The sequence below is a fragment of the Amycolatopsis sp. NPDC049688 genome, assembly GCF_040674975.1.
GTDB lineage: Bacteria > Actinomycetota > Actinomycetes > Mycobacteriales > Pseudonocardiaceae > Amycolatopsis.
Window position 1 is genome coordinate 1,010,075 of record NZ_JBFANY010000001.1, and the last position, 24,338, is coordinate 1,034,412.

A 24,338-nucleotide genomic window follows, 5' to 3' on the forward strand; every position below is an offset into this window, starting at 1 on the left:
CATGGTCCGACGCGGTTCCCGGTGGACGGCGGCCGTGCGCACGCCGGTGGGTGCGTGCTCGGCCGGGCTGCTGGCCCTGGTCGTCGCCCTGTCGGTGCTGGCTCCGCTGCTGTGGGGCGACGGCGCCGCCGCGATCGACACCGACGCGATCGGCCAGGGCCCGTCCGGGGCGCACCCGTTCGGCACCGATTCCCTCGGCCGCGACCTGCTGCTGCGCACCCTGGTCGCGACCCGGCTCTCGGTCGGGCTGGCGGTGCTCGCCACCGCGATCGGCGCCGGCACCGGTGTCGTCCTCGGGACCCTGCCGTCCGTGCTGCCCCGCCGGCTGGGCCGGCTGCTCACGGCCGTCGTCGACATCGCCGTCGCGTTCCCCGGGCTGCTGCTCGCCCTGTTCCTGGCGGTGATCTTCGGCGTCGGCACGCACGGCGCGGTGCTGGCCATCGGGTTCGCGACGGCGCCGGCGTTCGCGCGGCTGGTGCAGACGCTGACGGCGTCGGTGAGCGGGCGCGACTTCGTGGCCGCGGCCCGGATCGCCGGCGTCGGCCGGATCCGGCTGCTGGCCCGGCACGTGCTGCCGAACATCGGCGAGCCGCTCGTCGTGAACGCCACCATCGGGGCCGGTTCGGCGCTGCTGGCCTTCGCCGGGCTGTCGTTCCTCGGCATCGGCGTGCAGGCGCCGGACTACGACTGGGGACGCCTGCTGCGCGAAGGCCTGGACGGCATCTACGTCAACCCGGCGGCCGCGCTGGGCCCCGCCGGGGCGGTGGTGCTCGCCGGGCTGGCGTTCAACCTGGTCGGCGAGACGGTCGCCGCGGTGGTCGGGGTCCGGACGCGGGTGACCCGTCGTGCCGCGCCGCCGCTCCCGGCCGCGCCGCCGGCGCCCGCGGAGCAGCCCGCGGATGCCGTGCTCGTCGTGGAAAACCTCCGGGTGGCGTTCCCCGGCCCGGACGGCTGGACGGTTCCGGTGCGCGGAGTCGGCTTCAGCGTCCGCGCCGGCGAAGCGATCGGCGTGGTCGGCGAATCCGGCTCCGGCAAGAGCCTGACCGCGCTGGCCGTCTCGCGCCTGGTCGAATCACCGGGCGTGGTCACCGCCGACCGGCTGGAATTCGCCGGGAAGCCGCTGGCGGACGCGTCGGACCGCGAGCTCGGCACCGCGCTGGCCATGGTGTTCCAGGACCCGATGACGTCGTTCAACCCGGCCCGCCGCGTCGGCGGCCAGCTCGCCGAGGTGTCCGAACAGCACCACGGCCTGTCCCGGCGGCAGGCGTTCGCCCGTGCGGTGGACCGGCTGGCCGCCGTGCGCGTCCCGGCCGCCGGGCGGCGCGCCCGGCAGTACCCGCACGAGTTCTCCGGCGGCATGCGGCAGCGGGCGATGATCGGCATGGGCCTGATGGGCCGGCCGAAGCTGATCGTGGCCGACGAGCCGACGACCGCGCTCGACGTCACCGTGCAGCGGCAGGTGCTGCGCCTGCTGGCCCGCACGCGCGAAGCCGAGGGCGCGGCGATCCTGCTGATCAGCCACGACATCGCGGTCGTTTCCCAGACGTGCGAACGGATGCTGGTGATGTACGCCGGCCGGATCGTCGAAGACCTGCCGACCGGGAGCCCGGCCCAGCACCCGTACACGCGGGCGCTGCTGGCCACCACGGTCGACCTCGACACCGACCGCGACCAGCCCCTCGAGGTGATCCCCGGGCGCCCGCCGGAACCCGGTCAGGTCCCCGAAGGCTGCGCGTTCGCCGCCCGCTGCCCGCTCGCGTCGGACCGCTGCCGCACCGAGGACCCGGTGCTCGAAGCCACGGATCGCCCCGGCCACCAGGTCGCCTGCTGGCACCCCCAGGTCAGTGTCCTTTCCGGACAGTCGCACGAGGAGGGTGCCGCGTGAGCGCACTGGAGTTCGAGGGCGTCAGCGTCCGCTACGGGAAGCTGACCGCGGTCGACGGCGTCAGCCTGACCGTCCCTTCCGGACAGGTCGTCGGCCTGGTCGGCGAGTCCGGCTCCGGCAAGTCGACCCTCGCGCGGGCGGCGGCCGGGCTGGCCCCGGTCAGCGCCGGACGGGTGCTGCTCGGCGGCGTCGACGTGCGGCGGCTGCCCCGGCGGCGGCCGCTGCAGATGGTGTTCCAGGACCCGTACTCGTCGCTGGACCCGCGGATGGCGATCGGGGAGTCGATCGCCGAGGCGATGCCGCCGAGGACGTCCCGCGCCGCGCGCCGGGCCGAGGTCGCCCGGCTGCTCGAACTGGTGAACCTGGACCCGGACCGCGCCGCGGCGCTACCCGGCCGGCTCTCCGGCGGGCAGCGGCAGCGCGTCGCGCTCGCCCGGGCGCTGGCGGGGCAGCCGGAGGTGCTCATCGCCGACGAGATCACCTCGGCGCTCGACGTCTCGGTGCAGGGCGCCGTGCTGAACCTGGTCCGGGAGGTGCAGCGGCGGCTTTCGCTGTCGATGCTGTTCATCTCGCACAACCTCGCCGTCGTGCGGTATGTCAGCGACGTCGTCGCGGTGATGTACCTCGGCCGGATCGTCGAGGCCGGGCCCGCCGCGCAGGTCCTCGCCGATCCGAAGCACCCCTACACACGGGACCTGCTGGCCGCCGCGCCGTCCGCGCGCCGGAACCTGCTCGACGACGTGAGCGACGACGCGCTCGCCGACACCGAACCCGCCGACCCGCACCACCCGCCGTCCGGCTGCCGCTACCACCCGCGCTGCCCGATCGGGCCGCTCGTGCACCCGGACCGCACCGTCTGCGTCACCGCCGACCCGGCGGGCGACGCGGCGGGCCGGCCCCACTCCGCGGCGTGCCACTTCGCCGCCGTCCATCCCACGAGGAGATCCGCATGACCCGACGTCCCGGCATCGACGACCTGTACGCCTTCGAGTTCCCCGAACAGCCGGCCCTTTCGCCCGACGGCAGCCGGATCGCGTACGTGCTGCGCACCGCCGACCGCGCCAAGGACGAGGACGCTCGGTCGCTCTGGCTCGTCGGCACCGAGGACGTCGAGCCGCGCCGGCTCACCCGCGGCCCGGCCGACCTGGCGCCGGCGTGGTCACCGGACGGCACGCGCCTGGCCTTCCTGCGCGCCCAGGACGGCCCGGCGCAGCTGTGGCTGCTGCCCGCCGACGGCGGCGAGCCCGAGCAGGTCACCACCCTGCCACTCGGCGCGGGCACCCCGGTGTGGCGCCCGGACGGCGCCGAGATCGCCTTCGCCGCCCCGGTCGACCTCGCCGCCGACGAGGGGGAGGACGACGCCGCCCGGGCCCGCCGCGCGGGCGCCCCGGTGGTCGCCGACCGGGTGGACTTCAAGGCCGACGGCGCCGGGCTGCTGCGGACGCTGCGCAAGCACGTCCACGTCCTCGACGTCGCCACCGGCGAGGTCCGGCGGGTGACCGCGGGGGATTGGCACGCGGGGGACCCCGCGTGGGCGCCGGACGGCCGGCTGCTGGCCTTCCCCGCCGGCCCGGAGGCCGACGCCGACCTCACGTTCCGCTCCGGCGCCTATGTCGTCGAGCCCGGCGACCGGGCGAGTGAACCGCGGCTGGTCGGTTCCGGCGAGGGCATGTGCGGTGCGGTCGCCTGGACGGCCGACGGCGCCGCGCTCCTGGCCGTCGGCCGTCGTGACACCGCGCCCGGGCACCTCGCGCTGCTGCGGATTCCGCTTGACGGCGGGGAAGCCGCCGATCTGGGTGCGCCGCTGGACCGCAACGTCATGCCGGGTGCTCCCGGCTACCCCGGCGCGCTCCCGCAGCTGTCCGGCAGCACCGTGCTGTTCTGCGCCCGCGACCGCGGCTACACCCACCTGTACGCGGTGGACGGTGACGAGCCGCGGCTCGTCGTGGGTGGCGCCGGCACCACGGTGGCGGCGATGTCCGTCGCCGGGGACACCGCGGCGATCGTGCTCGCCACCCCGACGTCCTACGGGGAGATCGCGACGGTCAGCCTGCCCGGCGGCGAGGTCGAGGTCCGCACCGCGCACGGGCCCGCCGACGTCGAGCCGTTCACCCACGAGGAGCGGGAGTTCACGATCTCCGACGGCACGACCGTGGCCGGCTGGCTGCTGCGCGACCCCGCCCGCACCGGCCCGCGGCCGCTGCTGCTGGACATCCACGGCGGCCCGCACAACGCCTGGAGCGGCACCGCCGACGCCGTGCACCTCTACCACCAGGAGCTCGTCGCCCGCGGCTGGGCGGTGCTGCTGCTCAACCCGCGCGGCAGCGACGGCTACGGCGAAGCGTTCTACACCGCGGCGGTCGGCGCCTGGGGCCTCGCCGACGCCAAGGACTTCCTCGAGCCCCTGGACGACCTCGTCGCCGAAGGGGTGGCCGACGCGCGCCGGCTCGCCGTGGCGGGCTACAGCTACGGCGGCTTCATGACCTGCTACCTGACCAGCCGGGACGACCGGTTCGCCGCGGCCGTCGCGGGCGGGGTCGTCAGCGACGTCGTCAGCATGGCCGGCACGTCCGACAGCGGCCACTACCTCGGCGTCGCCGAGCTCGGCGCGATCCCGTCGGCGGACCGGGCGCACTACGCGGCGCTTTCCCCGCTGGCGCAGGTGGAAAAGGTGCGCACGCCGACGCTCGTGGTGCACGGCGCCGCCGACGACCGGTGCCCGGCCGGGCAGGCCGAGCAGTGGTTCACCGCGCTGCGCGAGCAGGGCGTGCCGGCCCGGATGGTGCTCTACCCGGGCGCGTCCCACCTGTTCATCCTCGACGGGAAGCCGTCCCACCGCGCGGACTTCAACCGCCGCGTCGTCGACTGGGTTGTGCAGTACGCGGGGGAGCCGGGCCAGCCGGCGCGGGTGCCGCTGGACGCCGCGCACTGGCGGCGGCGCCTGGCCGAGCTCGCGCGCAAGCACCGCGTCCCCGGTGCGGCGCTGGGCATCCTGCGCGGCGACGAGCAGGTGGTGGCGAGCCACGGCGTGCTGAACACCGCGACCGGGGTCGAGGTCACCGACGACTCGGTGTTCCAGATCGGCTCGATCACCAAGGTCTGGACGGCCACCGTGGCGATGCAGCTGGTCGACGAGGGCCTGCTGGACCTGGACGCGCCGGTCGCCGACGTGCTGCCCGAGCTGCGGCTGGCCGACCCCGACGTCACCAAGCAGGTGACGCTGCGGCACCTGCTCACCCACACCAGCGGCATCGACGGCGACGTCTTCACCGACACCGGCCGCGGCGACGACTGCATCGAGAAGTTCGTCGGCCTGCTGCCGGAGGTCGCGCAGAACCACCCGCTCGGGGCGACGCTGTCGTACTGCAACTCCGGGTTCGTGCTGGCCGGCCGGGTGATCGAGAAGCTGACCGGGCAGACCTGGGACGCGGCGCTGCGCGAGCGGCTGTTCACCCCCTTGGGCCTCACCCACACGGGCACGCTGCCGGAGGAGGCGCTGCTGCACCGGGCGGCGATGGGCCACGTCGCGGCGGGCGACGGCGAGCCGCAGCCGGCCCCGGCGTGGGGCCTGCCGCGCTCGGCGGGCCCGGCCGGCCTGATCACCGCGTCCGCGGCGGACGTCCTGGCGTTCGCGCGGATGCACCTGGCGGGCGGCCTCGACGTGCTGTCGGCACCCACGGCGGCGGCGATGACCGAATGGCAGGCGGACATGCCGGACAAGCACACGCTGGGCGACTCGTGGGGCCTCGGCTGGATCCGCTTCGACTGGGACGGCCACCGGGTGATCGGCCACGACGGCAACACGATCGGGCAGTCGGCGTTCCTGCGGTTGCTGCCCTCGCACGGCCTGGCGGTCACGCTGCTCACCAACGGCGGCAACACGCGGGACCTGTACGAGGAGCTGTACCGCGAGATCTTCGCTTCGCTGGCCGGGGTGGCCATGCCGGAGCCGGTTTCGCCTCCGGCGACGCCGCCTTCGGTCGACGTCGCGGAGTTCCTCGGGGTGTACGAGCGCGCGTCGATGCGGATCGACGTGTTCGAAGGGGAGACGGGCCTGCGGATGCGCCAGACGATCACCGGCCCGATCGCGGCCCTGGTCCCGGAGCCGACGACGGAACACGACCTGATCCCGGTCGGCGGCCCGCGGTTCGTCTTCCGCGAGCCGGGCGCCCGGTCGTGGATTTCGGCGACGTTCTACACGCTGCCGACGGGGGAGCGCTACCTCCACAGCGGTGTCCGCGCGACCCCGAAGGTGCAGGCATGAGCCGGGTCACGTCGGGGAACACCGGCGGCGGCGTGACGTTGTAAGGGGTGTCGGTACGGCGGTGTCCCCGGGCCTCACCCCTTGCCTTCACGGAATACCGGTAACGCAGGAGCCGTGTTGTGCCTTCCGCCGCGAGGCGACCCCCGTACCGGCCCCGAACTCCCGCTTCCGCTCGCAGGTTCCCCCCAGCCTTCGCCGAGCGGAAGCGGGACTTTTCCTCAGTGCTCCGAAGTGGACGGTGCCATCGGACCGCGCCGGATCAGCCAGCTGCCCGCGAACGCGACCAGCCCGACCAGCGCGGCCACGATGAACGCCGCCCGCAGGCCCGAGGCGTCCGGGCTGCTCGCCGTCGCGTCGTGGCTGCCCAGCGTCGCGATGCTCACGAACATCGCCGTACCGAGCGCGCCCGCCACCTGCTGCAGCGTCGAAAGGATCGCGCTGCCGTGGGAATACAGGTGGCCGGGCAGCACGCCGAGCGCTTCGGTGAACAACGGCGTCATCATCAGGCCGAGCCCGGCCATCATCAGCACGTGGATCCCGATCACCGCGATCAGCGGCGAACCCGGCCCCAGCACCGCGAACAGCCCCAGCGAAACGGCCATCGCCGCCGCCCCGGGGATGACCAGCGGGCGCCCGCCGACCTTGTCGAACAACGCGCCGACCGGGCGGCCCAGCAGGCCCAGCACCAGCCCGCCCGGCAGCATCGCCAGCCCGCTGACGAACGTGCTCGCGTGCAGCACCGTCTGCAGGTACAGCGGCAGCATGATCGCCGCCGCGCCGATCAGGCACACGAACAGCAGCGCCGTCAGCACCAGTGCGACCACGAAACTGCGGTGCGTGAACGGCCGCAGGTCGAGCAGCGCCCGGTCCCGGCGCTGCAGCCGCAGCTGGCGCCAGACGAACACGACCAGCGCGGCGACCCCCACCACGATCGGCACCCAGCCCGGCACCAGCGGCCCGGCCCCGGCCTGCTCCCCGCCGGCCGACAGGCCGTACAGCACCCCGCCGAACCCGATCGCCGACAGCAGCACCGACGGCACGTCCAGCGGGACCCGGCGGCGTTCGCCGTCCAGCCGCAGCAGCAGCGCGCCGGTCACCAGCGCGGCGACCGCCAGCGGCAGCACGATCCAGAACATCCAGCGCCAGCCCAGCGAAAGCACCGCGCCGCCGATCGTCGGCCCGATCGCCGGCGCGACCGCGATGACGATGGTGATCGTGCCCATCGTCGCGCCGCGGCGCTCCGGCGGCACCAGCCGCATCACCGTCGTCATCAGCAACGGCAGCATCACCGCCGTGCCGCACGCCTGCACGACCCGCCCGGTCATCAGCAACCCGAACCCGGGCGCGAGCGCGCTGATCAGCGTGCCGGCGCTGAACGCCGACAGCGAGAAGAGGAACACCTGCCGCGGCGAGAACCGCTCCAGCAGGAACCCGGTCGTCGGGATGACCACGGCCATCGTCAGCAGGAACCCGCTGGTCAGCCACTGCACGGTGGTGGTCGGCACGCGCAGGTCGACGGTCAGGTCGCGCAGCCCGACGCTGAGGATCGTCTCGTTGAGGATCATCACGAACGCGGAAAGCACGAGAACCCCGATGAGGAGTCCCGAGCGCGCCGGGGCGCGGTTCACGTCGGCGGGCGGGGTGGACACGGTTTCGGTCATCGGGGTGGGACTCTCCTGGTCGGCCGGGACGGCCGCGGTGCACACGGGACGTCCCTCGCAGTGTGCCCGTTTCGGGCCGTTCCTGTCAGGCGGTTTTCGGTGAACCGGACCCCCTGCGAGCCGCCTCCGGGCGTCCGATATGCTTCCGCCAGTACGAAGTTCCGCAGCGCGCGATTAGCTCAGCGGGAGAGCGCTTCCCTGACACGGAAGAGGTCACTGGTTCAATCCCAGTATCGCGCACCACGAGTCCGCCCCCCGGATCTCGTGAATTTCGTACCGCGGGCGATTAGCTCAGGGGGAGAGCGCTTCGTTCACACCGAAGAGGTCACTGGTTCGATCCCAGTATCGCCCACGATATTCGCGGAAAAGCCCTGCTTGCGACTGCGCAAGCAGGGCTTTCTGTGTTCTGCGGGGCCCAGCCCTTGCTGTTTCGGTCACAGCAGGCGGCGTTGGAGCGCGTCGGCCATGACCGTGTGCACCGCGGTGGTGAGTTCCTTCTCGTCCGGGACGGTTCCCCGGCGGCGGCCCGCGAACACCAGGTGCCCCGCCCCGATCAGGGACAGGGCCAGGGATTCCACCTCGGCGTCCGCCGCTATGCGGCCCTGTTCGCGCTCGGCTGACAGGTAGTTCTTCACCATCTCGCGGGCCTCCGTCAGGATCGGCAGGCCGCTTCCCTTGCGCAGGCGGGTGCGGAGCTCGTCGCGGAAGAAGACCAGGCTCGTCAACGCCAGCGTGACCGGGTCAAACAGCTCGGTCAGGGCGTCGATGAGGTTGTCCGGCACCGTCCGGGTGCCCGCCGCTGCTTGCAGGAGGGCGCCTTGGTCCGCCAGCCGGGTGATGCGGTCGCGGACCAGGCCGGCCAGGAAGTCGTCGAAGTCCGTGAAGTGGCGGTGCAGGACTCCCTTCGCCACGTCCGCTTCCGCGGTCACCGCGCGGCTGGTCAGCCCGGCGGGGCCGTCGCGGAGGAGGACCCGCTCGGCCGCCTCGAACAGCTGCTTGCGCACGTCGCGCAGGTGGACCCCGGTCGGCATGGCCCCATTCTCCGGCACGGCCGGTGGTTGTCCTAGTGGGCGAGCGCCCATTAAAGTGGGCGCATGCCCACTCAACCTCATGAAGCCCGTGCAATGGCGGAATCCTTCGGCACCGACGTCGAACGGTACGACCGGGCGCGGCCGGAGTACCCGCGCGAACTGGTGGACGAGGTCGTCGCCGGAAGTCCCGGGGCCGACGTCCTCGATGTCGGCTGCGGGACCGGGATCGAGGCGCGGCAGTTCCGCGCCGCCGGCTGCCGGGTCCTCGGCGTCGACCCCGACGCGCGGATGGCCGCCTTCGCCCGCCGTGGCGGGATCGACGTCGAGGTGGCGAAGTTCGAGGACTGGGAGCCGGCCGGCCGGACCTTCGACACCGTCGTCGCCGGGCAGGCCTGGCACTGGGTCGACCCGGTGGCGGGACCGGCCAAGGCGGCCCGGGTGCTGCGGCCCGGCGGGCTGCTCGCCGTCTTCGCCCACGTGTTCCAGCCGCCCGCGGAGGTGGCGGAGGCCTTCGCCGCGGCGTGCCGGCGGGTGCTGCCCGGGTCGCCGTTCGCGGGGGAGACCCGGCCGGCCGCGGACATCTACGACGTGATGTTCGCGGGCTTCGCCGACGCGATCGCGAAAACGGACGGCCTCGGCGCCCCGGACCGGCGGCGGTACTCGTGGGAGCGGACCTACACGCGCGACGAGTGGCTGGACTTCCTGCCCACGACCGGCGGGCTGACGCGGCTGCCGCCGGGAGACCTGGCGGAGGTGCTGTCCGAAGTCGGCGCGGCCATCGACGCGCTCGGCGGAAGCTTCGTGCTGCCGTACGCGACCCTGGCCGTCGTCGCCCGGAAGCCTTGACAAAAAAAGTTGTCGGTGAGACCTTGGGGTCATGTCCTTCCAGGCTTACCTCGACAACGCCGAAAAGCAGACCGGCATCACCCCGCGCGGCTTCCTCGACCTGGCGGCCGGCAAGAACCTCACCAAGCACGGCGAGATCGTCACCTGGCTGAAGACCGAGCACGGCCTCGGCCACGGCCACGCGACGGCGATCGCCCGGCTGGTGACGAAGGGCCCCGAGTTCGTCGCCGCGAACCACACCGGCGGCGTCCTCCACCTCGACGGCCTGGCCGCCCGGACCTGACCCGGGCGGCCCCGCCGCCGAGGGGTTCAGGCGGGCGAGATCGGGCCGAGGAACGTCCCGCCGGAGACGTCGAGGGTGCGGCCGGTGATCCACCGCCCGCCCGGCCCGGCGAGGAAACCCACCACGTCGGCGACGTCCTCCGGCTCGCCGATCCGGCCCAGCGCCGTCATCGCGGTGAGGCCGGCCGCCGCCTCCGGGATCGCCAGCAGCGGCTCGGTCATGTCCGTGCGGATCGGTCCCGGGGCGACCGTGTTCACCGTGATCCCGCGGTGGCCGAGCTCGTTCGCCAGCGTCGGGGCGAGCGCCTCGACCGCGGCTTTGCTGATGGTGTAACCGATCTGGCTCTGGACAGCGATCCGGCCGGCCATCGAGCCGACCGTGACGATCCGGCCGCCGTCGTTCAGCAGCGGCAGCAGCCGCCGGATCAGCAGCGTCGGCGTCTTGACGTTGATCGTCAGCAGCCGGTCCAGTTCCTCCTCCGTCAGCTGCCCGATCGTGCTGTGCGAACCGATTCCCGCGTTGTTGACCAGGATGTCCACGCCGTCGCCGAACTCCGCGGCGACCGCGTCCGCCAGCCGGTCGACGGCGCCGGTTTCGCCGAACCGCGCCGCCACGGTGAACGCGCGGCCGCCCGCCGCCTCGATCAGCGCGACGGTTTCCTTGGCCGCCACGTCGTTGCCGCCGTGGTGCACGGCGACCACGGCGCCGTCGGCCGCCAGCCGCCGGGCGATCGCGCGGCCGATTCCCCGCGAAGCCCCTGTCACCAAGGCGTTCCTGCTCGTCATGTCCGGCTCCTCCGGGTCGGTGCCGGACCGTGGTGGCCCGGCGGTGACCCGAAGGTTTCCGCCCGGCGCTGACCGGGCGCGCACCACGCGCGCACCACCGGCCGCACGGCGGTGCGCGCCCGGTCAGCGTGCCGCGGCCGCGGGTTCCGGACGGGCCGCCGCGGCCACCGCCGGCGACCACCGGGGCAGGAACGCGGCGACAGCCAGCGCGATCAGCGCCGCCGCCGACCCCATCCCCAGCACCAGCCGGAAACCGTCCTGCGACGGCAGGGTCGCCGGGCCGAACGAGATGGTCAGCCGGGTCAGGATCAGCCCGGCGGTGGCGCTCGACACCGACGTCCCGATCGAGCGCATCAGCGTGTTGAGGCTGTTGGCGGCGGCGGTCTCCGACACCGGCACGGCTCCCATGACCAGCGCCGGCATGGCGCCGTAGGCCAGCCCGATGCCGGCGCCGATGACGCACGAGATCAGCACCAGGTGCCAGGTGGCGCTCATCAGGACGACGCCGAGCGCGTACCCTGCCGCGACGACCACCGCGCCGGCCATCAGCGTGGTCTTGGGGCCGCGGGTCCGCGTGATGCGCGCGGACACCGGCGCCAGCGCCATCATGACCAGCCCGGACGGCGCCATCACCAGGCCCACGACGAGCATCGACCGCCCGAGGCCGTACCCGGTGGCCGCCGGCAGCTGCAGCAGCTGCGGCAGCACCAGGGACATCGCGAACATCGAGAACCCGAACACCGCGGACGCGATGTTCGTCAGCAGCACCTGCCGCCGCGCGCTCGTCCGCAGGTCCACCAGCGGCTGCCGGGTCCGCAGCTCCCAGTGGCCCCACAGCAGCAGGACGACGGCGGCGGCCGCGAACAGCCCGAGCGTCGCGCCGCTGCCCCAGCCCCAGTCGGCGCCCTTCGAGATGGCCAGCAGCAGGCACACCAAGGCCACCGAGAGCCCGGCCGCGCCGGGCACGTCGAACCGGCCGCCGGTGCGGACCGGCGACTCCGGCACGAGCGCGACGACCAGCGCGGTCACGACGACGCCGAGCCCGGCCGCGGTCCAGAAGAGCGCGTGCCAGTCGGCGTTTTCGGCCAGCAGTGCCGCCGCGGGCAGGCCCAGCGCGCCGCCGACGCCGAGCGACGCGCTCATCAGCGCGGTGGCCGAGCCGAGCCGTTCGGCGGGCAGTTCGTCACGCATGATGCTGATGCCCAGCGGGATGACGCCGGCGGCGAGGCCCTGCAGGGTCCGCCCGGCGACCATCGGCACGAGGCTGTCGGAGAGCGCGCCGATCGCCGAGCCCACGACCAGCGCGCCGAGGCTGATCAGCAGCATCCGCCGCTTGCCGTACATGTCCCCGAGCCGGCCCATGGTCGGCGTCGCCACCGCGCCGGCGAGCAGGGTGGCGGTGATGGCCCAGGTGGCGTCGGCGGCGGACGCGTGCAGCAGCCCGGGCAGCGCCGGGATCAGCGGGATGACCAGCGTCTGCATCAGCGAGACGGTGATGCCCGCGAGGGCGAGGACCGCGACGACGAGGTTCGCGCGCGGCGACGCCTCCCCGGCGGCTCGGGATGGATCGGACACGAGCGGTCCTCCGGTGATAGAAGGCGGGGCGAATTAAATCAGTCGCTTGACTTAGCTTAGCAGTCTTCGGTTGACTGCTCACGAACTGACGGCCACCGCGGAGGAACGATGACGAGCACCACCGAGATCCCCGAGTTCCCGATGCCGCGCGCCGCGGGGTGCCCGTTCGACCCGCCGCCCGCGGCTCGGGCCCTGCAGGAGGAAGCCCCGCTCGCGCGCGTCCGCCTGTGGGACGGCAGCACGCCGTGGCTGGTGACCCGCTACGCCGACCAGCGGGCGCTGCTGGCGGATCCGCGGGTCAGCGCCGACATCACCCGGCCCGGCTACCCGAGCCCGGCGCCGCTGCCGAAGGGCGGCACCGGCATCAGCTTCATCCTGATGGACAACCCCGAACACGCGCGGCTGCGCAAGATGGTGACCGCGCCGTTCACCATCCGCCGCGTCGCCGCGATGCGCCCGGCGGTGCAGAAGATCGTCGACGACCTGATCGACGAGCTGCTGGCCGGCCCGAACCCGGTCGACCTCGTCGAGGCGTTCGCGCTGCCGGTGCCGTCACTGGTGATCTGCGAGCTGCTCGGCGTCCCGTACGCCGACCACGACTTCTTCCAGGAGAACAGCAAGCTCATCATCCGGCGCGACGTGAAGCCGGGGGAGCGGACGGCCGGGCACCAGGCGCTCGTCGGCTACCTCGACCGGCTGATGGGGGAGAAACTGGCTTCGCCCGCCGATGACCTGCTTTCCGGGCTCGCCGCCCGCGTCCACGCCGGGGAGCTGTCCCGGACCGAGGCGGCGCAGATGGGCGTGCTGCTGCTCATCGCCGGGCACGAGACGACGGCGAACATGATCGCGCTCGGCACCCTGGCGCTGCTGGAGCACCCGGACCAGCTGGCCCTGCTGCGCGAGTCCGACGACCCGGCGCTGGTGGCGTCGGCCGTCGAAGAACTGTTGCGGTACTTGAACATCACGCACAACGGCCGCCGCCGCGTCGCGCTCGAGGACATCGAGATCGCCGGCGGGACGATCCGCGCGGGCGAGGGCCTGATCCTCGCCAACGACGTCGCCAACCGCGACCCGGAGGCGTTCCCCGACGGCGACCGGCTGGACCTCACCCGCGACTCGCACCGGCACGTGGCCTTCGGCTTCGGCGTGCACCAGTGCCTCGGCCAGCCGCTGGCCCGGCTCGAGCTGCAGGTCGTCTACGGCACGCTCTACCGGCGGATCCCGACGCTGGCGCTGGCCACCGACGTCGAGCGGATCCCGTTCAAGCACGACGGATCCGTGTACGGCGTCTACGAACTGCCGGTCACCTGGTAGGTCAGACGCTGCGCAGCACCGACACGACCGCGCCCAGGATCACGGCGCGGTCGCCGTCGATGACGTCGTAGGCCGGGTTCCGGGGCTCGAGGTAGACGTGCCCGTCGCGGCGGCGGTACACCTTGACGGTCGCCTCTTCGTCGATCATCGCGGCGACGATCTGCCCCGAGTGCGCCTCGGACTGCTGCTTCACCACGACGATGTCGCCGTCGCAGATGGCCGCGTCGATCATCGAGTCCCCGCGCACGCGCAGCCCGAAGACGGTGCCGCGCCCGGTGAGGTCGCGCGGCAGCTTGAGGACGTCGTCGACCTGCTCGACGGCCGAAATCGGCGTACCGGCGGCGATGTCGCCGACCACGGGCACCGGCACCGAATCGCCGTCTTCGGGGGCGGCGGTGCCGTGCAGGAACGCGCGCACGTCCATCGGCCGCGAGACCCCCGCGCCCCGGCGCAGGTACCCCTTGTCTTCGAGGGCGGCCAGGTGCTTCGACACCGACGACGTCGACTGCAGGCCGACGGCCTCGCCGATCTCGCGGGTGCTGGGGGAGTAGCCGTGCCGGACCACCCAGTCCCGGATCGCCACCAGGATCTTCTGCTGCCGCTCCGGCAGGATCGAGGGGTCGAGGTGCTCGAACGTGTCGTCGTAGGTGGTCACGGGCGTGATCCTAGGGGCTGCGGCCCGTCGCTCGCCGTCCGGTCCCCGGCACGTGGTCCCGCTGACCGGAACACCGGGTGACAGTTGGCGTCTTACCAACACTGGCGGGGACTTTGCCAGCCGTTGACCTTCGTAACGGATGGACGTATGGTCTAGACCACAATTTTCCTTCGCTCGTAACCCTTCCGACGCGGCGGCCCGTCCGGGGCGCAGCTCCGCCGTGCCCGGCGGCGGGAGGCGAGCCTGTCCCCGAAGGAGCTGGTATGAACCGCAAACTGGTCGCGGCCGCGGCGGGCGCACTCCTGGCCCCGGTGCTGGTGGTGCTGAACCCGGCGGGCATCGCGAGCGCGCACGGGTACGTCAGCTCGCCGGCCAGCCGGCAGGCGCAATGCGCCCAGCACACGGTGCAGTGCGGGGCGATCCAGTACGAACCCCAGAGCGTCGAGGGTCCCAAGGGCCTCAAGTCCTGCAACGGCGGCGTGTCCCGGTTCGCCGAGCTGAACGACAACGGCAAGGGCTGGCGCGCGGCCCCGGTCGGCCGCACGGTGACGTTCACGTGGACCTTCACCGCCCGCCACCGCACGTCGAACTACCAGTACTTCATCGGCAACCAGAAGATCGCGGAGGTGAGCGGCAACGACCAGCAGCCCCCGGCGACGGTGGCGCACCAGGTGAACCTGGGCAGCCGCACCGGCCGCCAGACGGTGCTGGCGGTGTGGAACATCGCGGACACGACCAACGCGTTCTACGCCTGCATCGACCTGCAGGTGAGCTGAGCCACCACGGCCCGGGAGCGGCGCGGCTCCCGGGCCGTGGCGTTCACGGTGGCCGCTCGGACCGGGTTCAATGGGCGCCCACCGTCATTTCGCGGCTGTCTCCTCCCCGGCAGTGGAACGCCCACAGCCCCTTGCCCGGCCAGGTGAGGACCAGGTCCTTGCCGGCCGGCACGGTGGGAGAACGGTCGTGATCCAGGGGGAGCTCACCGATGCTGCTCTGGAAGTTGCACGCGGTCCGGGTGCGGTTGTGGAACGTGACCGTGTCCCCGGTCGTGACGTCCACGGATCCGGGTTCGAAAACCATGCCGTAGACCGGATCACTGGTTATGGTCACCACGTGATCGGCGACAGCCTTGTCGTTCGGGGCCGCGCTGTTCGTCTCGGACGGAATCGGCTCCCCGGCTGACCCTCGGGTCGCGGTGAAGGGGTTGACGGCGGACAACGGCGAGCCGCCGAGGGCTTTCACGGCGCCGAAGGTCAACCCGGCCAGGACGAGGACCACGATGATCCACTGCCTCCAGTGGGCGCGTCGGCCGGTGCTCATCGCTCCTCCGCAGAGGAAGACCAGCACGCCCGCAGCTCCGGCGCCGGCGTACACCGCGCCGAGGGGGAGTCCGGAAGCCAGCGCCGGTCCGAGCAGGGGACGGTGGTGCCCCGCGGTGAAGACGAGCATCGCCCAGCCGGTGATCGCGAAGAGGACGAGCAGCGCACTGGCGGTGAGCAGAACCAGAGCGGCCGGTCCGGCGCCGTTTTCCCCGATCGCGAGCGCGGTTTCCGAATTGCCGGTGCCCCGCCCGTGATCCGCTGAGGAATCCGCCGCCGGAGCCGGCGGGTGGAAATGAAAGTCGCCCTGGATGTGGCCTGCTTGGACCACGGGACCGTGGGCAGAGCCGCTCAGGGAATTGAGCGTGCGGTCGCGCCGATCGGGTTCGCCGGATGCCATCGGCAGATTATGGCGCTGCGCCCGGACGATCGTCACCGAGGGTCTCAATCTCCTGGTTCGTCGGCGTGAGCAATTGTTCGGTGAACGGTGCCGGGTGGAACAATCACCGGTTTTCCGGGATTTCCCGGGTATGGGGAACAGTGGTGCATGGGGGCCGGCTGCAGGCTCGCCGCGAGTCTTGCCGCCGGAGCCGGGCGATCAGGTGGCCGCGGTGAAGCGGGTTCGGTGGTGGCGCGGCCGTTCGACCTCGTCCAGCAAGGCGACCGCGAAGTCCTCCATCGAGATCGCGGACCGGCCGTCCGCGTCGACGAGCAGGTCGTCGCCGCCGAGGCGGTAGCGGCCCGTGCGCTCGCCGGGCTCCAGCAGCATGGGCGGGCTGGCGTAGGTCCAGTCGACCGTGTCGTCGGCGCGGTACACGTCGTGCTGGGCCTGGCATGCCGCTGCGATCGGGCGCAGCTCGGCGGGGAAGCCCGGCGCGTCGAGCACCGTCGTGCCGCCTGCGGTGCGCAGGCTCGCCGCGCCGCCGACGGCCAGCAGCCGCACGCCGGTTCCGGCCAGTCCTTTCAGCAGGCTCCGGGTCACGTCGACGAGTTCCGGTTCGCGGCCCGGTGCCGGGCGGGTGGCGGTGATGACGACGTCCTGGCCGCGGCTGAGCGAGGCCACGTCGCCGGGGTCGGCGGCGTTGCCGGTGCGCACGGCGGCTTCCGGTGGCAGGCCGGCGACGCGGCGCGGGTCGCGGACGACGGCGGTGACCTCGTGGCCCCGGGTGACGGCTTCGGCGACGACGCGGCGGCCGACGGCGCCGGCGGCGCCGAACACGGTGATGCGCATGGGTTCCCTCCCAGTAGTTTGCTTAGCGCTAAGAAGTCTAGCTTAGAGCTAAGCTAACTCGTGGCGGAGGGGTGCGGTGGTGCCCCGGACTTGGCTTCGGGGAAAGGTCGGATCCGGGGCACCACCGCCCGCGGGACGGCTGACGGGATGTCCTGCGGTGGACCCACCCTACGAACCGGCGGCCGCCCTGACCAGGGCCTCGATCCGGTGTCGAAGGTTTGTCGCCCGGTCGGTCATCGGGGGTACCGAGAGTGGGTCTCCGGCATGTCCGCAGCGGCCGCGCCTGGCTCGGCCGGCTCCGGGTGGCTTGACCGGTCCCGGGTCCGCGCCTAGCCTTAAGTTGAAACTTCAACCGATTCGCGCGCCGCCGGGACCGTGGAGCACCGATGTCGATCTTCCGCCTGAACCACGCCGTGCTGTACGTGCGGAGCGTGGCCGAGAGCGTCGCCTTCTACCGGGACGTCCTGGGGTTCGGCTACATCCCGGACGGCGACCTCCACCGCGGCGCGGCTTTCCTGCGGGCGCCCGGCTCGACCAACGACCACGACCTCGGCCTGTTCGAGGTCGGCCCGGACGCCGCGGGTTCCGGCGCCGGGCGGACCTCGGTCGGGCTGTACCACCTCGCGTGGGAGGTCGACACCCTCGGGGACCTCGAGCGGCTCGCCGCGCGCCTCGACGAGGCCGGCGCGCTGGTCGGCTCGTCCGACCACGGCACCACGAAGTCGTTGTACGCCAAGGATCCCGACGGGATCGAGTTCGAAGTCGTCTGGATCATCCCGCGCGAACTGCTGACCGACGAGGACCGGGCGAAGAGCGCGTCGATCGGCCGGCTGGACCTCGCGGCGGAGCTGGCGAAGTACGGTCCCGACGCGCGCAGCGGCGTCGGGATCTCGCGTACCTAGCCGGCGGTCACGCGGGTCCGGGCGGGCTCCGACGAGCGCTGCAGGACCGGGAGGTTGCCGAGCGCGAACCGGCCGGGGCCGACGAACGCGACCAGGAGCAGGCCCCAGCAGAACAGGGTGGCCGCTTCGCCGCCGTTCTGGATCGGGAAGAGCCCCTGCGGCAGGTGCACGGTGAAGTACGCGAAGGCCATCGAGCCGGAGCCGAGCACGGCGGCGGCCCGGGTGGCGAGGCCGACGCAGATCAGCGTGCCGCAGACCAGCTGGATCAGCGCGGCCCACCCGCCCGGCCAGGCGGTGACGGCGGTGGTGCTCTTCGCCCCGAAGAGGCCGAAGATCGTCCTGAGGCCGTGGCAGGTGAAGAGGAACCCGATGACGATGCGGTAGAGCCCGATGACGTGTTCGCGGGCCGGTTCAAGGCGGTGCATGGTGCCTCCGTTGGCGGGAGCGGGCGGCATCGAACCGGCCGGTGGCGCGACCGGCCGCTGCGAATTCGGTGTTCCAGATATACCGCCCGTGGGGAGTTGTCACAAGACCCCGAGGTCGGGTAAGGCGCTTTCCAAAATGGCGACCCGGTCCGGGTGATCACTCAGCGACGTTGGCGTACAAGGAAAAGCCGCCGTACGGGTGATCTTCCTCCGGTGGTCCAGACCAGTTAGGAAAGCGGTCTGTTCTTTCGTGAAATTTTCGAGTCTTTCGATGTCGGCGCTTAACGGCCAACTTAACAAAATCGTGGATCCGATTGCCGTATTCGCTGCGTCCGAATGATCTGTTATTCCGTCGTGATGCCGCACCGCCGAACATGTTCGGCCCGAACGTGCTCGTCACGAACATGTTCGCTATGCTGGCCGCATGGCTTCGGGAAGCACCTACAACCGCCGGGAGCGGCCGGCGAAACCGGCGTTGACGCGCGAAGGGATCGTGGCGGCCGCCGTCGCGGTGATGCGCGCCGAAGGCGTCGAACGCGTCACCATGCGCCGGCTCGCCAAGGAGCTCGACACCGGGGCGGCCTCGCTCTACGTCTACGTCAAGGACACCGAGGAACTGCACGCCGCGGTGCTCGACGAGCTGCTCGCCGAGGTGGACCTCGCCGGCGGGGGCGACTGGCGGGAACGGCTCTGGGCGGTGCTCGACTCCTACCGCGCCGTGCTGTTCGCCCATCCCAGCCTGGCCAGGGTCGCGCTGGTGACCCGGCTGAGCGGCCCGCACTACCTGGCCCTCGTCGAGGCGGTGCTGGCCCTGCTCGACGAGGGCGGCATGGCGCCGGGGCAGGCCGCGTGGGCGGTCGACCTGCTGCTGCTGACCGCCACCGCGACCGCCGTCGAGCACGGCACGCGCCGGGAGCGGCCCGGGGCCGCCCGTGAGCACGAGGCCATGACCGAGTCGGTGGCGACGGTGTCGCCGCGGACCCACCCGCACATCGCCGCGCTGGCCGCCGACCTGGTGTCCGGTCCCGGCCCCGCCCGCGCGCGGTGGGCGTTCGACGCGCTGCTCAACGGCGCGCTGGCGACCCCGCGCCCCGAACCCGGGGAGATCCGGTGAACCCTTCCGTCACGATCGTCGGCGGCGGCCTCGGCGGCCTCACGCTGGCCCGGATCCTGCACACGCGCGGGATCCCTGCGACCGTCTACGAGCTCGAAGCCTCGGCGACCGCCCGCGACCAGGGCGGCACGCTCGACCTGCACGAGGAATCCGGTCAGCGCGCACTGGCCGAGGCCGGGCTGACGGCGCAGTTCCGCGCCGTAGTCCGGGAGGAGGGCGAGGCGCTGCGCATCCTCGACCGCCACGGCACGGTCCGGTTCGAGGAGGCCGGCGGCGACGGGACGCGGCCGGAAGCCGACCGCGGCGAGCTCAAGCGGATCCTGGCCGGATCGCTGCCGGACGGCGTGGTCCGCTGGGGCGCCAAAGTCACCGCGGTGTCGCCGGGAAGGCTCACCCTGGCCACCGGCGAAACCGTCGAGGCCGAGGTGGTGGTCGGCGCCGACGGCGCCTGGTCGAAGGTCCGCCCGCTGCTTTCCCCGGCCGTGCCCGGCTATTCCGGGATGTCCTTCGTGGAGGCCCGGCTGTCCGATGTGGACGGACGGCACGCGGCGCTGGTCGGGGCGGGGTCGATGTTCGCGCTCGCCGAAGGCCGGGGGCTGATCGCCCAGCGCACCGGCACCGGGACGATCCGGGTGTACGCCGCCGTCGGCACCGCGGACCCGGCCGCGGCCGCGGAACTCGCGGACCGGGGCCGGCTGCTCGAGCTCTTCGCGGACTTCGACCCCGCGCTGCGGGCCCTGGTCGCGGACAGCGACGGTGCCCTGATCCCGCGCCCCATCCACGCCCTGCCGGCCGGCCACCGCTGGGCCCGCGTCCCGGGCGTGACACTCCTGGGCGACGCCGCACACGTCATGTCGCCCTTCGCCGGCGAGGGCGCGAACCTCGCCATGCTCGACGCCGCCGAGCTCGCCCTCGCGCTGGCCGGACACGACGACGTCGAAAGCGCTCTCGCGGCTTACGAGACCGCGATGTTCCCCCGTGCCGAAGAAGCCGCCCGGCTTTCCGCGCGCAGCCTCGAAGCGTGCTTCGCCCCCGGCGCACCCGACGCCATGGTCGAGCAGATGACGCGGTTCGCCGCGCAGCGCTGACGAAAGGAAGACCTGTGACCTTCGACCTCCTCGACACCGGCACCGGCGACCGGACCGTGCTCGTCCTCCACGGTGGTGCCGGCCCCCGCGGCGTCGCCCCCGTCGTCGACCACTTCGCGCCGCGGGCCCGGGTGCTCGCGCCGATGCACCCGGGCTGGTCCGGCACGCCGCGTCCGGACTGGTGCACCGGGGTCGACGACCTGGCCCTGGCCTACCTCGACCTCCTCGACGACGCGGACCTCGCGGACGTCGCCGTGGTGGCCAGCTCCTTCGGCGGCTGGGTCGCGGCCGAACTGGCCGTCCGCGACCGCGGGCGGCGCCTGGGCAAGCTCGTGCTGCTCGACGCGATCGGCCCGGAAATCGAGGGGCACCCGGTGCGGCTGCCGCAGCCGCCGCCCGGCGCGCCGGGGCCGGACCCGGCCGACCTGGCCGCGATGCGCGCCTACGCCGGGGACCGCCTGGCCGACCCGAAGCTGCTGCGCCGCCTGGCCCGGGTGCGGAACCCGGCGCTGCTGATCTGGGGCGAGGACGACACGGTCGTCCCGCCGCCGTTCGGCAAGGCGTACGCGGCCGCGTTCGCCGACGCGCGGTTCGAGGTGATCCCGGGCGCCGGGCACATGCCGGCGCTGCAGGCTCCCGGTGCGACGTTCGACTTGATCGACGACTTCCTCGCCTAGCTTGAGGCAGCACCCCCTAAGGTGGCTCCATGGTGGACTCCATCGTGGACGAAGAAGCCGTCTCGGAGCGCATCCGGCAGATCGCCGCCACCCTCGCGGACCGCGCGGGCGAACTCACCGGCGAACTGGTCCAGCTGTACGCCGCCGACCTGCCGCAACTGGTCAACGACGACGAGCGCATGGTGAGCCTGCTGTCGTCGAGCGTCTACCAGAACATCGAGACCGCGCTGCAGATCTTCCGGCACGGCATCGACCCGGCGACCGTCGAGCCGCCCGCCGCGGCGGTGGAGTACGCGCGCCGGCTGGCCCAGCGCGGCACCCCGGTGTTCGACCTGATCCGGGCCTACGACCTCGGGCAGGCCGCGATGCTCGACTTCGGGTTCCAGGAGTGCATCCGGGCGGTCGACGACGCGGCCCTGCTGGGGGCCATGATGCGCCGGCTGCTGCGGGTCGCCTACGAGTTCATCACCCGGATCGTCCGCCAGCTCGTCGGCGTCTACCAGGACGAACGCGACCGCTGGCTGCTCAACCGCAGTGCCGCGCGGGCGGCGAAGGTGGCCGACCTGCTCGACGGGAACGGCGGCCCGCCCGACGTCGACGCGGCCGAGGCGGTGATCGGCTACCGCCTGCGCGGGAGGCACGTGGGGATGATCGTCTGGCACGCGTCGGAAGGCTTCGCCGACGACGCGCTGTCGTTGCTGGAGTCGGTCGCGGGGTCGGTGTTCGAGCGCGTCCGCGGGCAGGGGCGGCCGCTGTTCGTGCCCCGCGACGAGGCCAGTGCCTGGGTGTGGCTGCCGCTCGCGCCGGGCGCGGTGGTCGGCCGCGAGCACCTCGACGCGGCCCTCGCGGAGGGCGCACCCGGGGTGCGGGTGACCGTCGGGGAGCCGGGGACCGGGGTCGGCGGCTTCCGCGACACCCACCAGCAGGCCCGCCGGGTGCACGCGCTGGCGCTGGCCGCGGGGGAGCACTGCGACCGCGTGCTGACCTTCCGGGAGGTCGGCACGGCGGCGTTGCTGAGCAGCGACCTGAACGCCGCCCGGCTGTGGGTGGCGAGCACGCTGGGGCCGCTGGCCGCCGACGACGAGAACTGCGGGCGGCTGCGCGAGACGCTGCGGGTCTTCCTCGCCTCCGGCGGCAGCTACACCGCGGCGGCCGCCGAGCTGACGATGCACAAGAACTCCGTCCAGTACCGCGTCCGCAAGGCGGAGGACCTGCTGCCGCGCGGGCTCGGCGAGGGACGGCTGGACGTCGAGCTGGCGCTCACCCTGTGCCGCCGGCTGGGCGGCGCCGTGCTCTCCCCGGCGTGACTTTGGTGCCGCGGACCACCGGTGCCGAAGATCGTTGGGTCCCGGACACGAAGTCGGCGCGGCGATCTCCGCTTACCGTGCTCCCATGGGTGAGAACGGTGGAATGCTCGCGCTGGTGCGGCTACGCCGAGGTGTCGTCGGCGAGAGCAGACGCGTCTGCCACCTGATCCCCGTCCCCGCCGGCCCGGTGCCGGGGCACCTGACGGCCCTCTGCGGCGAACCGATCTTCCCCGCCGACGCCGAGGTGCTGGACGGGCTGCGCGGCATGCCGTGCCACCCGTGCCTGCTGCGGAGTGCGCCGCCGGAGCCGGGGCTGCTCGCCAACGCCGGCTGAACCGCGGTCCGGAGTGGACCGGCGGCACCGCGTCCGCGCTTGATGCGCGACGTCCGGGACGAAGGCGGCCACGCGTGGCAGACTGGCGCGTCGTGGTGATCGACAACCCGGCCCCGGTGGTGGTGCTGCTCGCCCATCCGCGGCCCGGCAGCTTCAACCACGCCCTCGCCTCGCGGGTGGTGGACACGCTGGACCGCGCCGGGGTGCCGGTGCGGTTCCACGACCTGTACGCCGAAGGCTTCGACCCGGTGCTGACCGCCGAAGAGGCCTACACCAGCGGGACGCGGGCAGAGGAGTTCCTTGCCGCCGAACCGGACCCGCTGGTACGGCGGCACCGCGCGGAGCTGGCGACCGCGGGCGGCCTCGTCGCGGTCCACCCGAACTGGTGGGGCAAGCCGCCGGCGATCCTCAGCGGCTGGCTCGACCGGATCCTCGTCCCGGGCGTGGCCTACCGCCTCGACGACGCCGGCGGCGCCCCGGAGTCGCTGCTGTCCCTGCGCCGGCTGCTGGTGGTCAACACCTCCGACACCACCGAGGAGCGCGAGCGGACGCTGTTCGGCGACCCCCTGGACGCGATCTGGCGGCGTTGCCTCGCGCCCTACCTGGGGGAGCCGGAGGTGAGCCGGCTGGTGCTGCGGGTGGTGGCCGACGCCGACGCCGCCCAGCGGGCCGCGTGGCTCGACGACGTCTCCGCGGCAGTGGGACGGCTCTTCGGTTAACCCGGCCCGAAGGCGTCGAGAGCCAGCTTCGCCGCTCGCGCGATCAGCCGGTCGTCGTGCTCGGCGTTCTCGGCCTGGCGGCTGGACATGACCACCAGGACGATCGGTGCCCGCCCCGGCGGCCAGACGACGGCGATGTCGTTGCGGGTGGCGTAGCTGCCGGTACCGGTCTTGTCGGCGACGGCCCAGCCCGCCGGCGCGCCCGCCCGGATCAACGCCGCGCCGGTCGTGTTGGCCCGCATCATGTCCGTGAGCACGGTCTGCTTCGCGGGCGGCAGCGCGGGGCCGAGCGCGAAGGCACGCAGGCTGCCGGCCATCGCCCGCGGGGTGCTCGTGTCCCGGATGTCGCCGGGCGCGAGGTCGTTGAGACCGGGTTCGATCCGGTCGGCGTGCGTGGTCGTGTCGCCGATCCCGCGCAGCGCGGCGGCCAGCCCCGGCGGGCCGCCGAGTTCGCGGAACAGCAGGTTGGCGGCGGTGTTGTCGCTGTAGCGCAGGGCCGCGTCGATCGCGTCGCGCAGCGAGATGCCGGTGGTGACGTGCTTTTCCGTGACGGGGGAGTTCGGCTGCAGGTCCGCCCGGGTGTAGGTGAGGGTTTTCGCGAGCCCGTCGAGGCTCGTGCGCTGGAGGACGGCCGCGGCGGAGAACGCCTTGTGCGTCGAGGCGTAGCCGAAGCGTTCGTCGGCGCGGTGGGCGATCTCGCGGCCGGAGCCGGTGTCGGCGGCGTACACGCCGAGGCGGGCGTCGAAGTCGCGTTCGAGCGGGGCGAAGTCCGGCGCGGGGGCCGCCGTGGCCGTGGAGGCCGTGGCCGTTGATGCGGGGGCCGGCGGCGGTGGTTCGGCGGTGCAGGCGGTGAGCGGCACGAGGACCAGCGCGGCGAGCGCGGCCCACCGGGCGTGGGGGAACGGCACTGGGATCTTCCTTCC

The 24,338-nt window shown here is 73.1% G+C and carries 23 protein-coding genes and 2 tRNA genes; 16 read left to right on the top strand and 9 right to left on the bottom strand.

Annotation, left to right across the window (positions count from 1 at the left end; genetic code table 11):
- Position 1 precedes the first annotated feature (1 nt).
- The 3 genes from AB0J55_RS04205 to AB0J55_RS04215 are packed head-to-tail and all read left to right on the top strand — an operon-like array spanning position 2 to position 6,149.
- Positions 2–1,885, top strand: coding sequence for a dipeptide/oligopeptide/nickel ABC transporter permease/ATP-binding protein (locus AB0J55_RS04205; protein ID WP_364242529.1), 1,884 nt, complete (start codon positions 2–4; stop codon positions 1,883–1,885).
- Positions 1,882–2,838, top strand: a complete 957-nt coding sequence (locus AB0J55_RS04210) for an ABC transporter ATP-binding protein (RefSeq protein WP_364242531.1) — start codon at positions 1,882–1,884, stop codon at positions 2,836–2,838. The genes AB0J55_RS04205 and AB0J55_RS04210 overlap by 4 nt, the downstream gene beginning before the upstream one ends.
- A complete protein-coding gene (locus tag AB0J55_RS04215; RefSeq protein WP_364242533.1) occupies positions 2,835–6,149 on the top strand; it encodes a serine hydrolase in 3,315 nt (1,104 codons plus the stop codon). The genes AB0J55_RS04210 and AB0J55_RS04215 overlap by 4 nt, the downstream gene beginning before the upstream one ends.
- 218 nt (positions 6,150–6,367) lie before the next feature.
- On the opposite strand, the gene AB0J55_RS04220 is transcribed toward AB0J55_RS04215, so the two are convergent.
- Complete coding sequence (locus tag AB0J55_RS04220; protein ID WP_364242536.1) at positions 6,368–7,810, bottom strand: DHA2 family efflux MFS transporter permease subunit; 1,443 nt, start codon at positions 7,808–7,810, stop codon at positions 6,368–6,370.
- Between the two features lie 168 nt (positions 7,811–7,978).
- Here AB0J55_RS04220 and AB0J55_RS04225 point away from each other — a divergent pair.
- Positions 7,979–8,053: transfer RNA gene (locus AB0J55_RS04225), tRNA-Val, on the top strand.
- A 37-nt stretch (positions 8,054–8,090) separates the two neighbouring features.
- Positions 8,091–8,162: transfer RNA gene (locus tag AB0J55_RS04230), tRNA-Val, on the top strand.
- An 82-nt stretch (positions 8,163–8,244) separates the two neighbouring features.
- Here AB0J55_RS04230 and AB0J55_RS04235 read toward each other — a convergent pair.
- Positions 8,245–8,841, bottom strand: coding sequence for a TetR family transcriptional regulator (locus AB0J55_RS04235; RefSeq protein ID WP_364242538.1), 597 nt, complete (start codon positions 8,839–8,841; stop codon positions 8,245–8,247).
- Between the two features lie 93 nt (positions 8,842–8,934).
- Here AB0J55_RS04235 and AB0J55_RS04240 point away from each other — a divergent pair, with 93 nt between their 5' ends.
- Both AB0J55_RS04240 and AB0J55_RS04245 read left to right on the top strand, forming a co-directional pair.
- The gene (locus tag AB0J55_RS04240) at positions 8,935–9,687 is read left to right on the top strand and encodes a methyltransferase domain-containing protein (protein ID WP_364242541.1); all 753 of its coding nucleotides are present in this window, start codon (positions 8,935–8,937) and stop codon (positions 9,685–9,687) included.
- Between the two features lie 31 nt (positions 9,688–9,718).
- Positions 9,719–9,970, top strand: a complete 252-nt coding sequence (locus AB0J55_RS04245; protein ID WP_364242543.1) for a DUF4287 domain-containing protein — start codon at positions 9,719–9,721, stop codon at positions 9,968–9,970.
- Positions 9,971–9,996: 26 nt separating this feature from the next.
- Here AB0J55_RS04245 and AB0J55_RS04250 read toward each other — a convergent pair whose 3' ends face one another.
- Both AB0J55_RS04250 and AB0J55_RS04255 read right to left on the bottom strand, forming a co-directional pair.
- Positions 9,997–10,755: an SDR family oxidoreductase gene (locus AB0J55_RS04250; RefSeq protein WP_364242546.1), complete on the bottom strand. Its 759-nt coding sequence runs from the start codon at positions 10,753–10,755 to the stop codon at positions 9,997–9,999.
- Positions 10,756–10,878: 123 nt separating this feature from the next.
- On the bottom strand, positions 10,879–12,330 hold the full coding sequence (locus AB0J55_RS04255) for an MFS transporter (RefSeq protein WP_364242548.1): 1,452 nt from the start codon (positions 12,328–12,330) through the stop codon (positions 10,879–10,881).
- Between the two features lie 108 nt (positions 12,331–12,438).
- Here AB0J55_RS04255 and AB0J55_RS04260 point away from each other — a divergent pair, with 108 nt between their 5' ends.
- The gene (locus tag AB0J55_RS04260) at positions 12,439–13,644 is read left to right on the top strand and encodes a cytochrome P450 (protein WP_364242551.1); all 1,206 of its coding nucleotides are present in this window, start codon (positions 12,439–12,441) and stop codon (positions 13,642–13,644) included.
- Between the two features lies 1 nt (position 13,645).
- On the opposite strand, the gene lexA is transcribed toward AB0J55_RS04260, so the two are convergent.
- Positions 13,646–14,299, bottom strand: coding sequence for a transcriptional repressor LexA (gene lexA / locus AB0J55_RS04265; protein WP_364242554.1), 654 nt, complete (start codon positions 14,297–14,299; stop codon positions 13,646–13,648).
- A gap of 263 nt (positions 14,300–14,562) precedes the next feature.
- Here lexA and AB0J55_RS04270 point away from each other — a divergent pair, with 263 nt between their 5' ends.
- Positions 14,563–15,075 (top strand): lytic polysaccharide monooxygenase auxiliary activity family 9 protein, encoded by a 513-nt coding sequence (locus AB0J55_RS04270; protein ID WP_364242557.1) that lies wholly within the window; start codon positions 14,563–14,565, stop codon positions 15,073–15,075.
- 67 nt (positions 15,076–15,142) lie between these two features.
- Here AB0J55_RS04270 and AB0J55_RS04275 read toward each other — a convergent pair whose 3' ends face one another.
- Both AB0J55_RS04275 and AB0J55_RS04280 read right to left on the bottom strand, forming a co-directional pair.
- Positions 15,143–16,054 carry a hypothetical protein gene (locus AB0J55_RS04275; protein ID WP_364242560.1) on the bottom strand — a complete coding sequence of 304 codons (912 nt, stop codon included), beginning with the start codon at positions 16,052–16,054 and terminating at the stop codon, positions 15,143–15,145.
- A gap of 162 nt (positions 16,055–16,216) precedes the next feature.
- The gene (locus tag AB0J55_RS04280) at positions 16,217–16,849 is read right to left on the bottom strand and encodes an NAD(P)H-binding protein (protein WP_364242563.1); all 633 of its coding nucleotides are present in this window, start codon (positions 16,847–16,849) and stop codon (positions 16,217–16,219) included.
- A gap of 386 nt (positions 16,850–17,235) precedes the next feature.
- Here AB0J55_RS04280 and AB0J55_RS04285 point away from each other — a divergent pair, with 386 nt between their 5' ends.
- Positions 17,236–17,751 (top strand): VOC family protein, encoded by a 516-nt coding sequence (locus AB0J55_RS04285; RefSeq protein WP_364242566.1) that lies wholly within the window; start codon positions 17,236–17,238, stop codon positions 17,749–17,751.
- Here AB0J55_RS04285 and AB0J55_RS04290 read toward each other — a convergent pair.
- Complete coding sequence (locus AB0J55_RS04290; RefSeq protein WP_364242569.1) at positions 17,748–18,176, bottom strand: DoxX family protein; 429 nt, start codon at positions 18,174–18,176, stop codon at positions 17,748–17,750. The genes AB0J55_RS04285 and AB0J55_RS04290 overlap by 4 nt on opposite strands.
- 424 nt (positions 18,177–18,600) lie before the next feature.
- On the opposite strand from AB0J55_RS04290, the gene AB0J55_RS04295 reads away from it, so the two are divergent.
- The 6 genes from AB0J55_RS04295 (at position 18,601) to AB0J55_RS04320 (ending at position 23,415) form a co-directional block, all read left to right on the top strand.
- The gene (locus tag AB0J55_RS04295; RefSeq protein ID WP_364242571.1) at positions 18,601–19,290 is read left to right on the top strand and encodes a TetR/AcrR family transcriptional regulator; all 690 of its coding nucleotides are present in this window, start codon (positions 18,601–18,603) and stop codon (positions 19,288–19,290) included.
- Positions 19,287–20,378 (top strand): FAD-dependent monooxygenase, encoded by a 1,092-nt coding sequence (locus AB0J55_RS04300; RefSeq protein ID WP_364242574.1) that lies wholly within the window; start codon positions 19,287–19,289, stop codon positions 20,376–20,378. The genes AB0J55_RS04295 and AB0J55_RS04300 overlap by 4 nt, the downstream gene beginning before the upstream one ends.
- Positions 20,379–20,392: 14 nt before the next feature.
- Positions 20,393–21,055 (top strand): alpha/beta fold hydrolase, encoded by a 663-nt coding sequence (locus AB0J55_RS04305; protein WP_364242577.1) that lies wholly within the window; start codon positions 20,393–20,395, stop codon positions 21,053–21,055.
- Positions 21,056–21,096: 41 nt separating this feature from the next.
- Entirely contained in the window at positions 21,097–22,362 is a 1,266-nt protein-coding gene (locus AB0J55_RS04310; RefSeq protein WP_364243406.1) for a helix-turn-helix domain-containing protein, read from the top strand.
- A 103-nt stretch (positions 22,363–22,465) separates the two neighbouring features.
- Positions 22,466–22,696: a hypothetical protein gene (locus AB0J55_RS04315; RefSeq protein ID WP_364243409.1), complete on the top strand. Its 231-nt coding sequence runs from the start codon at positions 22,466–22,468 to the stop codon at positions 22,694–22,696.
- 74 nt (positions 22,697–22,770) lie between these two features.
- A complete protein-coding gene (locus AB0J55_RS04320; RefSeq protein WP_364242580.1) occupies positions 22,771–23,415 on the top strand; it encodes an NAD(P)H-dependent oxidoreductase in 645 nt (214 codons plus the stop codon).
- Here AB0J55_RS04320 and bla read toward each other — a convergent pair.
- Positions 23,412–24,323, bottom strand: a complete 912-nt coding sequence (gene bla / locus AB0J55_RS04325; RefSeq protein WP_364242582.1) for a class A beta-lactamase — start codon at positions 24,321–24,323, stop codon at positions 23,412–23,414. The genes AB0J55_RS04320 and bla overlap by 4 nt on opposite strands.
- Positions 24,324–24,338: the final 15 nt, after the last annotated feature.